The sequence below is a fragment of the Lonsdalea populi genome (genome assembly GCF_015999465.1).
GTDB classification, from domain to species: Bacteria; Pseudomonadota; Gammaproteobacteria; order Enterobacterales; family Enterobacteriaceae; genus Lonsdalea; species Lonsdalea populi.
Genome location: NZ_CP065534.1, coordinates 2,201,047 through 2,214,952 on the forward strand (window position 1 = coordinate 2,201,047; position 13,906 = coordinate 2,214,952).

Annotated in this window: 9 protein-coding genes and 2 pseudogenes; 5 read left to right on the forward strand and 6 right to left on the reverse strand. The window is 58.9% G+C overall.

The features are described 5' to 3' along the window. Positions 1 to 88 precede the first annotated feature (88 nt). The 3 genes from I6N93_RS09685 to dinG all read right to left on the reverse strand — a co-directional run bounded on the left by I6N93_RS09685 (position 89) and on the right by dinG (position 5,329). Positions 89 to 1,954, reverse strand: coding sequence for a M3 family metallopeptidase (locus I6N93_RS09685; protein ID WP_085684708.1), 1,866 nt, complete (start codon positions 1,952 to 1,954; stop codon positions 89 to 91). Between the two features lie 109 nt (positions 1,955 to 2,063). Next, positions 2,064 to 3,095 (reverse strand): DNA-binding protein YbiB, encoded by a 1,032-nt coding sequence (ybiB, locus tag I6N93_RS09690; RefSeq protein ID WP_085684710.1) that lies wholly within the window; start codon positions 3,093 to 3,095, stop codon positions 2,064 to 2,066. 128 nt (positions 3,096 to 3,223) lie between these two features. Beyond that, on the reverse strand, positions 3,224 to 5,329 hold the full coding sequence (dinG, locus tag I6N93_RS09695; protein ID WP_085684712.1) for an ATP-dependent DNA helicase DinG: 2,106 nt from the start codon (positions 5,327 to 5,329) through the stop codon (positions 3,224 to 3,226). Positions 5,330 to 5,408: 79 nt separating this feature from the next. Here dinG and I6N93_RS17225 point away from each other — a divergent pair. The 3 genes and pseudogenes from I6N93_RS17225 to I6N93_RS17230 all read left to right on the forward strand — a co-directional run. Continuing rightward, positions 5,409 to 5,507, forward strand: a pseudogene (locus I6N93_RS17225) (AraC family transcriptional regulator); the annotation flags it as partial. 88 nt (positions 5,508 to 5,595) lie between these two features. Further along, positions 5,596 to 6,186, forward strand: a pseudogene (locus tag I6N93_RS09700) (LysE family translocator). A gap of 129 nt (positions 6,187 to 6,315) precedes the next feature. Then, entirely contained in the window at positions 6,316 to 6,423 is a 108-nt protein-coding gene (locus tag I6N93_RS17230; protein WP_026740548.1) for a membrane protein, read from the forward strand. A gap of 118 nt (positions 6,424 to 6,541) precedes the next feature. Here I6N93_RS17230 and bglX read toward each other — a convergent pair whose 3' ends face one another. Together bglX and I6N93_RS09710 are read right to left on the reverse strand one after the other, a co-directional pair. After that, on the reverse strand, positions 6,542 to 8,854 hold the full coding sequence (gene bglX, locus I6N93_RS09705; RefSeq protein ID WP_085684714.1) for a beta-glucosidase BglX: 2,313 nt from the start codon (positions 8,852 to 8,854) through the stop codon (positions 6,542 to 6,544). Positions 8,855 to 9,176: 322 nt separating this feature from the next. After that, on the reverse strand, positions 9,177 to 10,517 hold the full coding sequence (locus tag I6N93_RS09710; RefSeq protein ID WP_085684716.1) for an aspartate aminotransferase family protein: 1,341 nt from the start codon (positions 10,515 to 10,517) through the stop codon (positions 9,177 to 9,179). Between the two features lie 553 nt (positions 10,518 to 11,070). Here I6N93_RS09710 and I6N93_RS09715 point away from each other — a divergent pair. Beyond that, positions 11,071 to 11,847, forward strand: coding sequence for a DeoR/GlpR family DNA-binding transcription regulator (locus I6N93_RS09715; protein ID WP_085684718.1), 777 nt, complete (start codon positions 11,071 to 11,073; stop codon positions 11,845 to 11,847). Between the two features lie 127 nt (positions 11,848 to 11,974). Further along, positions 11,975 to 12,661 (forward strand): glutathione S-transferase family protein, encoded by a 687-nt coding sequence (locus I6N93_RS09720; protein WP_085684720.1) that lies wholly within the window; start codon positions 11,975 to 11,977, stop codon positions 12,659 to 12,661. 28 nt (positions 12,662 to 12,689) lie between these two features. Here I6N93_RS09720 and pbpG read toward each other — a convergent pair whose 3' ends face one another. After that, a complete protein-coding gene (gene pbpG, locus I6N93_RS09725) occupies positions 12,690 to 13,649 on the reverse strand; it encodes a D-alanyl-D-alanine endopeptidase (RefSeq protein ID WP_085684721.1) in 960 nt (319 codons plus the stop codon). Positions 13,650 to 13,906 lie beyond the last annotated feature (257 nt).

A 13,906-nucleotide genomic window follows, 5' to 3' on the forward strand; every position in this document is an offset into this window, starting at 1 on the left:
GAAAGGCCAGCCTCACCGAACGGGAGGCTGGTTAATAGAGCGGAAATAACGCAGGAAAAGAGCAAATGATGATGGCGCAAACAGCATGTTATTTCACGACGGGGTATTCGCGATCGATCTCAGCGGCAAACGCCTGGCACATCGCCGCATCGCCCTGACGATTATCCGCCAGCACCCGTTCGCCGTCCACGACGCGGATACGCGCCTGTAGATCGAAATCTGCCGCTGGCTGAGGGCGCGCCGCCGACGACGACATCATCGCCTGCGCTTCCTGCCACGCCTGTTCCACCGTCATGGTGCACGCCTGCGCCAGATAGCCGGGGTTAAAGCCCTCGCCGGTCAGGCTGCGCAATGTCTCATCGTGGCTGACGCTGTTACCCGGCTGCCAGTAATGGCGGGCCAGGTCCGGTCCGATCGCCGGGTTATCCGTCAGGTAACCATCGCGATTCAGGAAAAAGGCTCGCGTCTGCTCAACGGCCATCAGTGCCAGTAAATAGCCCTGATAAGAGCAGGCCGACTCCATCGACAGCAGATGCGGAATAGCCATCGTCGGACGCGGGCTGCCTTCTATGCCGATAATGCGCTGTTCCGTTTCACGCGCCAACCGGGTGACGGCCTCCGGCGTCAGCTGTGCATCGTCCCACTGATAGAGCTGCCATTCGAAGTAAGGCACCAGCAGAATATGGCGCTCGTTGAAGGCTCGTATCGGCTGACGTGTGCGGATGTCTTCCCGGATCAGCGCGTCGGGGATCGTCTCGCCGTTGCGGCTGCGGGCATAACGTTTCAGCCAGTCGGCATCCTGCAGCAGGCTGTCACAGAACATGGATTGGGTTTCCGCGTAGGCCATCGACGTCGGCGGGTACTCCTGCGCGAAGCACGGCGCATTTTGACGAATATTGGCAAAGTGAGCGGCGTGCCCGCCTTCATGGAACAACGTGTTGATGCCGTGTGCTCCGCTACCGACCTGGTCTGGTTTTGCCAGGCTGGTAAAGTTGATGCGCGCCGGGACCCACTGTCCCTGATTCACAAACGGCGGCACAGGCTGGTGCATGAACCCGTTCTCATACTTTCCTTTTCGTACCAAGAGATCGAGATTCAGCTCTGCGCCGTTAAAACCGATGTGCAGCCTTTTAAAGCTCTCAACCCAACGTTCCAGCGAAGCGGCGAAGGGAAAATAGGGATCGAGCTGGCGCGTCACGTCGCCCGCACTGGCGTAGCGAATATTCCACGGCAACAGCGCCTCCGCGCCCTTTTCCGACGCCAGCTGTTCGAGACTGCGCTGATTGGCCTCGCGCGTCTCGGCTTCGAAGCGGTCGAGAATGGCGAACAACTGCTCCGGCGTCATGCGCTCGGTTTTGTTCACCTTGTAATCGAAGTAGTTGCGATAGCCCATCTGCCGGGCAAAGCGGTTGCGCAGCCGGACCAGCTCAGGGAACCCATTGTTCAGCAGCCACTGCTCCAGATCGCGCAGCGCCTCCTGCGAGCTGCGGCGATAACTTTCGTTATCGTTCGTCGCCTGATTGGTCAGCAACTCGCCCAGCGACGCGGCGACACGTTCGCCGTCGGCGTTCAGGTGAGTAGGCTGATAGGTCTGACGACGCGCGTACAGATCGCTTTCCGCCGCGATCAGCGCCTCCATCAGCGACTGGGCTTTTGGGTCTTCAATCACGTTGCAGTCGAAGAACCGATACCACCCTTGCAGGCCGTGCAGCAGCGCCTGCTGCTGCGCTGATTCAGGTAGCGCCTCCAGCGCCGAGATCTGTTCACGCAGTTCCGCCAGTTTCTGCGGTTGGGCGATAAATCGCTTATAGGCGCTTTCTGCGGCGGAGAAGCGCGCCGCCACCTCATCGTCGCCAATCCCCATGTACAGTTGCCAAAACAGATCTTCTTTCGCCTGATGGACGGCGAGATAATCGCGGTTCAACGCGTTGAAATAGTCCACTCTCTGCTGCATGGCTGCTCCTTTACGTCAATGCAGGTTCGGGCGCCGCAGCCACTCGCTACCGCGCCAACCTCATCCCATCACCGTGATCACACGGCCAGATCTTTTTGGGATGAATCTTTCAAGCATAGGACACGGCGGCGGATCGGGCGCTGAAGCCCGAACCGTCCACGGCCGACGGTAATACCGCCAACCGCCGGACGACCTCGTTGATGCCCTGCGCCAGCGAATCAGCCTCGCCGCAGCCGACCAGGCAACAGGCCAGCTGCATGATGATCGCCTGCGGCACCGGCTGTTCTCCCCTCAGGCAGGCGGTCGTCCACTGCGCCGTCGCGACGGCATCGGAGGACGCGGGCAATGCCGTCCGCTCGATTATCATATCCTGACGGGCTTGCAGCAGGTGCCGCTGCTGGCGATAAATGAAATAGGTTTCAGGAAAGCGCCGGGGATTGGCATAGACTTCGCCCTCGGTGCCAGGCATCAATAGCGCACGTCCGTCGATTTCTTCAAAAAACGTTCCGACGCGCGCGATATATTCAGGATGTGACACGCTGGCCAGCCGCAGCGCACCCGAGGACGCAAACGGCGTGGCGACTTTAACCAGCGTATGCGCGCTGTTGCGCACGCCCATCCGCCAGCGGAGGTTCAACTGCCGCGCCATCGGCGGGCAGAGCACGTCGATAGGCAGGAAAACCAGCTCGCCGCGATCCAACTGCCGTTGCGCGGCATCCCGAGACTCCACCGGCGCCATGCCCATCTCCTGCAGGATGGAACAGGTCGTCACCCGCGTCGGATCGGTTTTAACCCCATGCACCACCACCGGCAGCCCCAGCTTATGCAACAACAGCGCCAGCAGCGGGGTCAGATTAGCCTGTCGCCGTGCGCCGTTATAGGTGGGGATCACGATCGGCAGCGGGCGGCCGAGCGGCGGCATCAGTGATAACGTCTGTGCCGCCATCGCCTGATAGAAACCGCGCATTTCCGCTTCCGCCTCGCCTTTAATGCGAAACGCGATCAGCAATCCGCCCAGTTCCAGCTCCGGTACGGCATCGTTCAGCATCGCTTCATAGAGCGAGCGCGCCGTCTCCTGGTCCAGGTCGCGGGCATGATTTTTACCACGCCCGACCTCTTTGATGATGTTGGTGTAATCCATGACGTCTCTCAGCGTTAATACGAATCGTTTGCAGCGAAAATAGCATGTTTTGCCGTATTGAGCAGCGTTAGCCGCGCGACGCATAGGCGAATGCGCAGCGGCTGTCAGAGCGGCGCTGACAAGGGAAATCAGGACGCGGGCATATCCCGCAGTTCAATAGGGAAGACCGGCAGCGCGGCCAGCAGCTGAGCGCCATAGCCCTTGGTCAACAGGCGGCGATCGTAGATGATGATTTCGCCGAAGCAGGTATGGCTGCGAATCAATCGCCCCACCTGCTGGATCAGGCTGAACGACGCGCTCGGCAGGCTCTGTACCACGAACGGGTGCCGCTTCAGGCTTTTCAGCCATTCGCCTTCGGTCAGGATCACCGGGCTGTCGATCGGCGGGAACGCAATTTTGTGGATGTGCACCTGCGAGAGCAGTTCGCCTTTCAGATCCAGCCCTTCGGAGAAGGACTGCAGCCCGATCAGCACGCTGGTTTGCCCTTGTTCAACCCGTTGGCGGTGGAGCTCCACCAGCCGGTAGCGAGGCTTGTCGCCCTGCACCAACAGCATCAGCCGCAGATCGGCGACCTGCGTCAGAAACTGCTGCATCGCGCGCTGGCTGGCGAACAACATCAGCATCCCTTTATGTGCTTCTCGCTTTAGCTCGGCACGGAAGAAACGCGCCATTTCGGCAATGTGATCCTCTTCCTGCGCCATCAACGGCTCATAGCTCATTTTGGGGATCACCAGCTTGCCCTGGTCGCGATGATTGAAGGGCGAATCCAGCGCGATGAAGGTATCGCCATCGTCCTCTCCCAGCCCCGTCAACTCCTTCAACCGCGAAAAACTGTTCAGCGAACGCAGCGTGGCGGAGGTGATCACCACATGCGACAAATTACGCCACAGCAGGCGGTCAAGCTGGTCCGAAACGCGGATGCCCGCGCAGTGTAAATAGAGATGAAGCTGGCCGTCGCGCACTTCCCGCATCAGCCACTTGGAAACCGGCGCCTGCGAGGCCTGCTCCAGCGCCGCGAGCCGCCATAGTTTGCTTTGAGACTCGAAGTAACCCAGCAGCCGACTCATGCGCAGCATCGTCTGATGTAGCCGTACCACGTCGTGCTTGCCGGTTTTTTCCGCCAGATCGTTGAGCATGTACTCCGTCAGTCCCCGCAGACTGTCGGTCAGTTTGAACAGGCGGGAACAGAGTTCGCGCATCTCATCGGGCAACTTACCCATCGGGAAGCGATAGTCCGCCGCAGGCGACGCGGCCGGTAAAAACAGCGTACTCATGCGCTCAAAGGACTGAGTCTGCTCCCGAATTTCGGCGCAGTGTTCGGCCAGCCGGTCCGGTTGGCTCAGCCTCGGCGGCGATTTGGGGGCGAACTGCGCCAGACAAACGCCCATCTGCTGGATGAACTGATCCAACTGATGCTGTACCGCGTCGATCGTCACCTCGCCCGACATCTCCAGCGCGTCGCGGGCGACGTCCGGAATATGGTGGCCTTCGTCCAGCACCAGCAGCAGGTTTTTGGCGCTCGGCAGGACCGAATCGCTCTCCATGGCCGCCATTATCAGCGCATGGTTGGTGACCACCACATCCGCATCTTCAATCTCCCGTCGGGCCAGAAAGAAAGGACAATCGCGATAATAGTGGCAGTTGCGTCCCAGGCAGTTGGCCTTGTCGGTGCTGAGCCGACGCCACAGCCCATCGCTGAGCGTTTTCTGATGATGGTCGCGCAGACCGTCCCACTGCCCGGTGTGCAGATCTTTCTCCAGTTGAGCGCAGGTCTCTTGCTCTTCCCGGCTGGACGGCGCCTGTTTTTCGTCCAGGAACAGCAACAGATCGCCCTGCGCTTCCGCGTCGGTCGCCAGCACCGACAGGTTGCGCGGACATACGTAGCGGCCCCGGCCGAAAGCGGCGGTAAAGGTCAGATCGGGGATAAATTTACGCAGCAGCGGCAGGTCTTTGCTGAAAATCTGATCCTGCAACGCCACGTTGGCGGTGCTGACGACCAGCGTCTTGGTTTCCGCTCTTCCCACCGCGATACCCGGGATCAGATACGACAACGTTTTCCCCACGCCGGTGGGCGCCTCTATCGCCAGATGACGCGGATAATCGCCCGCCAGTGTGCGAGCGACCTCGGCGATCATCTGCCGCTGGGGCGGACGTGAAACGAAGTCGGGGATCTGTTCCTGCAAGGCCTTGTACCACTGGCCTATTTGCTGTTTGATTGCGGGGGAAAGGGTCATGCCTGCTCAACATCTGATTTGATTCGGCCCCTATTGTCCCACAGACCTCCCTCCTGCGTCAGCCTGTAATGCTGCGGCGCGGCTCGACCAAAGCCACTTTCACCGCACCTTTGTCAACTTCACCGCCGCTCCCCCCAGCCAGTACCGTCAGACGCGATCCATTTTTCACAATAAATAGTCCTAACCGCGTTCTAGACTGGCCGCCGGTTTGATTCAACGCGGTCCGAATTATGCTTAACACCTTGTTTCCCTAACATTTTCCTGCCCTGGCGCTGGCGCACTTCGTGGCGTTGTTGAGCCCCGACCCGGACTTCTTCCTGATCACGGCTTACGCCTTGCGCTTTCGACTGCGCGGCAGTGTGGGTATTTGTGTCGGCATTGCGTTAGGTAATGGCCTTTATATTGTTCTGGCGGCGCTAGGCTAGGCCGGCTTGCAGCAATCACACGGGCTGTTTCGGATCGTCGAAGTGGCGGGCGCATTCTATTTGCTATGGATTGGCTTTCATCTGATGCGTTCCAAAGGCAACGTTGATTTGCCGCGCGGCGACACGTCGTCGCAGTGCCCCGGAGTGCTGAGACAACGGGCGCTGGGTCTCGGCTCCGCCCTGCTGAATCCGAAGAATATGCTGTTTTACCTCAGTCTGATGACGACGCTGCTCGGCCCGCAGGCGACCTGGCTGCAACAGACGGTCAGCGGAACGTGGATGGCGCTGGTAGTGTTGATCTGGGATCGGTCTATCGCCGTGCTGATTGCACGCCCCGCGCTATAACGCCGTCTGGCGGGGTCGATAGGCTGGCTGGAACGCGGCGCGGGGAGCGTCCTGTTTGGTTTGGGCGGTTATCTGCTGCTACGGTGACGATGCCTGCTCAACGCGCTCGTCGACACCTCTGGTGTCTCAGCGATGAAGGATGCCCACACAAGCCGTCAGCTTGTATCCCCGGGCTGAAAATCTATAATCGCAGAGGACACATAAAAGGATAAGCGGATGAAGTTAAGCAAGCTGTGCGCAATCGGCGTGTTTGGGCTGTGCGCGCTGGGGGGGATTGGCGGGGTCATGCTGGTCGGTTATATCGTCCTGACTTCCGGCGCCTGACGGTCAGCCGAAGGGCGTTTCGCGCCCCCCTCCTTCCATCACGACGTTGCCCTGAATCCAGAGAGGCATTCAGGGCAACGGTTTTCATGGCAGCCATTCCCGGCCGCCGTTTGCAGGGTTACAGCAACCTGAAACGTTGGCTTTTCACCCGTTGCGAATCCAGACCAATCATCACATCGAAATCGCCCGGCTCGGCGACCTGCCGCATCTGCACGTTGTAGAACATCAGATCCTGCGGCGTCACCGTAAAGCTGACGGTCTGAGTTTCGCCCGGCTGCAACATCACCTTGCGATATCCCCGCAGCTCTTTCACCGGACGGCTTATCGAAGCCACGACATCGTGCAGATACAGCTGCACGACGGTTTCCCCCGCACGCTTGCCGGTATTTTTCACGCTGACAGACGCGGTCAACGTACCGTTGCGCGGCATTACCGGACGAGACAGGCGCACATCGGACACATCAAACGTGGTGTAGCTCAGCCCGTAGCCGAAGGGATAGAGCGGCCCGTTGGCCTCGTCATAATAGTGCGACGTGTACTTGCCGGGATTCTCCGGGGTGTAAGGACGCCCCGTCGGCAAATAGTTGTAGTAAATCGGGATTTGCCCCACCGACCGAGGGAACGACATCGGCAGCTTGCCGGACGGGTTGTAGCCTCCGAACAGTACATCGGCGATGGCGTTGCCCCCCTCGGTGCCGCTGAACCAGGTTTCCAAGAGCGCATCCGCCTGCTGATCCTCCCACACCAGCGACAGTGGCCGCCCGTTCATCAGCACCAGCACCAGCGGCTTGCCGGTCTTCTTCAACACGTCGATCAGCGTTTTCTGGCTGTCCGGCAGCGTGATATTGGAACGGCTGGAGGCCTCGTGCGCCATCCCTTGCGCTTCGCCGACAACGGCGACGATGACGTCGGCCTGCTCTGCGGTTTTTACCGCTTCATCCAGCATGGTCTGTGGGGAGCGCGGGTCCATTTTCACCGCCGCTTCATACTGGTTGAGATACTGGACGATGCCCGCATGGTCGGTCACATTCGCGCCTTTGGCATACAGCAAACGCGCCTTGTCGCCGACGACGTTGCGCATTCCCTGATAGACCGTGACCGACTGTGCGGCAACGCCTGCGGCCGACCAACTGCCCATGATGTCGCGTTTGCTGTCCGCCAGCGGCCCGATAACCGCAATAGTGCCGCTTTTGGCTAACGGCAGGGTGTTGAGCCGATTTTTAAGCAGCACCAGACTCTTACGTGCGACGTCGCGCGCTTCCAGCCGATGCAGGCGGCTTTCCGCGTTGGTGTCCGGCGGGTCAGACTCCGCCGCGCCCAGATGACGGTACGGGTCCTGGAACAATCCCATATCGTATTTGACGTTCAGTACCTGACGGCAGGCGTCATCGATGTCGCGCTGGCTGACCGCCCCCGTTTTCACCAGCTCAGGCAGATAGCGGATGAAATACTCATCGCTCATGCTCATACCGATACCGGACTGCAACGCAATGCGCGAAGCATCGCGCGGGTCGGCCGCCACGCCGTGTTTGATCAGTTCTTTAATCGCGCCGTGGTCACTGACGGCGATCCCCGTAAAGTGCCACTGCTCGCGCAGTAAATCCTTCAGCAGCCAGCGGTTGGCCGTGGCCGGTACGCCGTTAATGCTGTTCAGCGAAACCATTACGCCGCCGCTGCCCGCATCAATGGCCGCTTTGTAAGGCGGCATGTAGTCCTGAAACATACGCTGCGGGCTCATATCGACGCTGTTGTAATCCCGTCCCCCTTCCACCGCGCCGTACAGCGCGAAGTGTTTGACGCTGGTCATCAGCGAATGACGCGACGTCAGATCATCGCCCTGAAAGGCTTTCACCATGATCCGCGCGATGTCGGCCGTCAGCCAGGTATCTTCGCCGAACCCTTCAGATACCCGTCCCCAGCGAGGATCTCGGGTGATGTCGACCATCGGTGCCCAGGTCATATTGAGGCCGTCCTCGGTTGCTTCATAGGCGGAAACGCGCGCGGAGGTGGCGATGGCGGCCTTGTCCCAGGTGGAAGCCAGTCCCAGCCCGATCGGGAAGATGGTGCGTTGGCCGTGCACCACGTCGTAGGCGAAAAAGAGGGGGATCTTGAGGCGGCTGAGCTGCATCGCCTGATCCTGCATCGCCCGGATATCCTGGCGCGTGACGGTGTTGAAGATCGCACCGACCTGCCCCTTGCGGATCATCTCGCGAATGGCGGCCTTGGGATTATCCGCGCCGACGCTAATCAAGCGGAGTTGGCCTATTTTTTCCTCCAGCGTCATTCTCTTCAGCAGATCATTGACGTAGGCATCACGCTGTGGCGAGGAAGCGGTTAATGCGGTCGGGGGTGTCGTCAGCGCCGGCGTTTGTGCGGCGGCGGGATGGCAAGCAATTCCTATTGCAATCGTCAGTGAAGTCAGCCATTTCATTATGTTTACGGACCTAATCAATCCCGTTTCAGTCACGCGTGCCAGAACTCAGGATACAGTTGGGGACAGCGGAGTCATCGGCTTTTCCTCCCGAACGATCGGAGGCGATGTTCCAACCTAGCTAGCTTATGAACAATGCGGTTTTTCCGCGCTTAATCATAGTTGATTTCAATACGAAATTTTATCGGGTTGTAGGATAAGCAGGAGAATTTACCCGAAAAACAGCGTGTAATGACCAGGAAAGTATGAATGGGGAGAACGTAAGAAAGTATGTCGCCCGACCGACGCCGGGCGACAGGCTCAGAAAGAAAACCGCAGGGGATTAACGACGGGCGTGCGTCAGCGCGTTATCCAGCGCGCCGACCACCCAGTCGATGTCTTGCATCTGGAACGCCAGCGGTGGACGCAGCTTGAGGACGTTGCCATATGGCCCCGCGACGGAGGTCAGTACCCGCTCTTCGCGCAGGTGTTCGATTACCGCGAGCGCCAGCGGTTTGTCCGCCGTTTTGTTCTCCCGGTCGCTGACCAGTTCAAAGCCGATAAACAGCCCCGCGCCGCGCACGTCGCCGACGCACTCATGACGCTGCGCCATTGCCGCCAGCTCTTGCTTGAGCCGCGCACCGACGGTTTTACTGTGCTCTTGTAAGCCTTCATCACGAATCACGTTCAATACCGCCTGCGCGGCGGCCATTGACACCGGGTTGCCGCCGAAAGTGTTGAAATACGGGATCTCATCGCTAAAAGCGGCCAGTACGTCGGCCTTTGCAAACAGCCCCGAAACCGGAATGCCGTTCCCCATCGGTTTCCCCATCGTCACGATATCCGGCACGACGTCATGGCGCGCAAAGCCCCAGAACGTGTCGCCGGTACGGGCAAACCCCGGTTGAACCTCATCCGCGATGAAAATACCGCCGTTGGCGTGCACGACGTCGATGGCGGGTTGCAGAAAACCGACCGGGTCCGGCAATACGCCGTCCGATGAAAAAATGGAGTCGGCCAGAAAACCAGCGAACTTGATGCCGTGAGCGGCCATATCATCAATCTGTTTCTGAATTTCGTTGGCGAACCAGACGCCCAGATCCGGCGCGTTGATCCGGTAGCGATCCGGCGCAGGCACCAGACGCGTAGTCGACGCCAGCGGCTGACCGCTGCCGAGTGCTGGAGACGCCCCGGAGGTCAGATCGCTGGTGCCGTGGTACGCCTCCTGACTGACGATGATCCCGGTGCCGCCGCTGTAGGCGCGCGCCACGCGGATGGCCAGATCGTTAGCCTCAGAGCCGGTACACATGTACATAGCTTTGGTAATGTCGGGCGGCAGGGTCGTCAGCAGGTCTTCGGTGTAGTCCAGAATCCGCTCGTGAAGGTAACGGGTATGGGTATTCAACTGGCTCATCTGCTGTTGCACCGCGTCGATCACGGCGGGATGGCAATGGCCGATACTGGCGACGTTGTTGTAGACATCCAAATACTGTTTGCCGCTGGCATCCCACAGGTACTGGCCTTCGCCGCGTACCAGATGCACCGGATTGCGGTAGAACAGGCGGTAGGATTCACCGAGCACTTGGCTGCGTTTGTTGGTAAGTTGGCGGATATCCTGACTCAGCGCGTCGGCGTGTTCCGCCCGAAAGCTGTTGGTATCCATGATGGTTGAACGTGTCGCCATAACTACTCCCCTGAAAAATGGACCGTGGATCAGGTGCACACCGCCGGCTGCAGAGCCGCTTAACACCATCCGGTAGAAGCCACTGTATACCAAAAGCAATAAAATACACAAACGCAAAAATATGCACTATTTTGGTGCCAGTGAGTGCACGGCGACGCCCTTTGGCATCCGCTTTTTCGAGTTTTATTTAGAAGAGAACTACGCTTAGTTTGTGCATTTGTCCTGAGTCAGGGTCAACATGTATGATTCACGGCGGCTATATGATTGAAACACAGAGGACGTCTGAACGCACGGCCTTCGTGACACAACACCCAAATATGCACAAAAATACACAACCTTATTCTATGGACTCTTCATTACACCTTAAATGATCGGCAAAACGGCGGCAGGAACCCTGAAATAGGAGAGTGAAAACGTGCCTTAAATGATATTGTGCGACCGCCGGATCGGCGCATTATACGGCGTTCCATACGGCTTATCCGGCGCAATGGCGGAAGCTTCCCGCTCATTGTCGACACCATCAATGAGTGTATTACCCTCAGGAAAAAATCTCATGTTAGAAGAAACACGGTTGCACCGTATTCGTGCATTATTGTCAACGTTAAACCGGGTCAGTACAGAGCAGATTATTCAACATCTCGGCGTTTCACGCGAAACGGTCAGGCGGGACATTCTTAAACTCGAAGCCCGGGGCATGCTGCGACGCGTACACGGAGGGATCGTCGCCACCGGTCCCGAGCCGGAACCGCCTTTATCCATACGCCGTGCGGTTCGAGAAAAAGAGAAGCAGGCCATAGCCCGCGCGGCGGTGCAGCAGCTTCAGCCGGGACAAACTCTTTTCGTCGATGCCGGCAGCACCACCACACTGCTCGCGGACGAGCTGCTGTCTATGCCGAGCATGACCGTCATCACCAACAGCCTGAACGTCGCCCTCAAACTGACCGAGCAGGAAGCCGAAGACCGTCTGCTGCACGAGGTAATTCTGCTGGGAGGCCACGTCGGCGCTTCCATTCAGGCCACCAACGGCGCGCAAACGGCCAACGAGTTGCGACGCTACCGGGCCGATGTCGCCCTAATATCGCCGGTCGGCATCTCCAGCGCTGCGGGCGCCAGCAGCTTCTCTCACACCGAGGCGGCGATCGCGAGCGCGATGATCGAATATGCCACGACTGCCATCATCCTGGCCGATCACACCAAAATCGGGGTCACCAGCCGTGTGGTTTATGCCCCGATATCACAAATCGATATGGTGGTCACCGACGCCGCCGCCGAGTTCAACCGTGACTGTTCCGCCCTGAAGGAAATCTGCCAGCAGGTGATCCTCGCCTGATGCAGCTCGGACGGCCCGTTGCCGCATTGTGTTGTCTGCGGGCGTGAGGCATAGTGAATCCCGGTTTCACTCCACCCGCGACACCGATACTCCAAACCCGAACGCTATCTGCCTGTGAGGTTCCGCCATGTATCAGCTGTATATCGCCAATAAAAATTACTCGTCTTGGTCGTTACGCCCGTGGGTGCTGTTACAAGAGCTCAATATTCCGTTCGAGGAGACGCTGGTGCCTTTTTCCCCCGGCATCAGTCAGCCCGCGTTCAAGACGTTTTCGCCGTCAGGTAAGGTGCCCTGTCTCGTCGATGGCGATCTTACCGTTTGGGATTCGCTGGCTATCACGGAATATCTGACGGAACGCCATGCGGACGTCTGGCCAGGCGATGCCGCCGCACGTGCCTGGGCGCGGTGCGCCTCAGCGGAAATGCATTCAGGATTTTCCACCCTGCGCGAAGTGTGTGGGATGAACTGCGGTATTCGCGTCACGCTGCATGAGATCACGCCGGCGCTGCAGCGCGATCTAGAACGGTTGAATCAGCTGTGGGAAGAGGGGTTGACCCGGTTCGAGGGGCCGTTCCTGGCCGGCGCGCAGTTCAGCGCTGTCGACGCCTTTTACGCGCCGGTGGTCTTTCGCATCCGAACCTATGGGCTGCCGTTGACGCCGCTGGCGACGCAGTACTACACCACCCTGCTGGCACTCCCGGCTATGCAGCAGTGGCTGGAACAAGCCCAGCTAGAACCGTGGCGTGAGCAGGAGCACGAAGCGACATGGGAGAAATACGGCACGCTGGAGCAGGATGAACGCACGGTCGACTGATAACGCTTGACCGCCCGAACGGCGGAGACTACTCCGCCGACGTCAACGCGATATCCGTTGAAGACCGCTGAGGCGAGCTTTGGGCAATCGCCTTCTGTTTTTTATAGCTTAATGCGGCGGGCGGCACCGGACTGATCTTACCGCTCTCCAGCCAATTACGCAGCCGGTTGGCATCGGCGAAGTGGGTATATTTACCGTAAGCATCCAACACCACCAGCGCCACCGGCCGTTGATTAATGACCGTCCTCATCACCAGACAGTGACCGGCCTCATTGGTAAAACCCGTTTTGGTTAGTTGAATGTTCCAGTCGGGGCGGTAGACCAGATGGTTGGTATTACGGAACGGCAACGTATAGGCCGGATGAGCGAAGGTCACCATTTTCTCGTGCGTGGTGCTCAGTTGACTGAGCATCGGATATTGTCGGCTGGCCGCCAGCAGCCTGGTCAGGTCGCGCGCCGTAGACACGTTTTCCGTCGACAGCCCGGTCGGTTCCACATAATAGGTATGCATCATGCCCAGCGAGCGGGCTTTGGCGTTCATTGCGGTAATGAACGCCTTGTAACCGCCGCGGTAATGATGGGCCAGCGTGGCGGCCGCCCGGTTTTCGGAGGACATCAGCGCCAGCAGCAGCAGGTCATGACGGCTCGCTTCGCTGCCGAGACGCACGCGGGAATAGACCCCCTGCATCTCTTTCGTTTGGCTGATATCTACCGTCAGCATTTCGTCGAACGGCTGATTGGCGTCCAGCACCACCAGCGCCGTCATCAGTTTGCTGACGGAGGCGATCGGCACCACCACATCCGGATTGCTTGAATACAGCACCTGGTTATTCAGTAAGTCGACCACCATCGCGCTGCCGGAGGCGATCTCCTGATGCGAAGCGGCCGATGAGGCAACCACCGATTTGGCCGCCGCAGGCGAGGCGACCCAGACCGATGCGGACGTCAGCACCAGACTCAAAAGCGAAATCTGTATTTTGTTATTCATTATTCAGTAGCTTATAAATTGATTTGGCGGAAAAAGTTCGGGACGACCCGGGCATTATAGTTGCGGCCCTCACCCTGCGCATCCGGACAGCGGTAAAAGCTTTGTGACAAAGTTTAACAGGCTATCGCGCGGCGGATCGCCGCATTCAGAAAGAGATTACGCTGGCATGCCCGGACGCATCCCGATAACATCACGCCCCGGCGGCATCGTCATTTTTTCGCCCGAGGTCGTCACGAACGATCGATTGTCATTGTTGT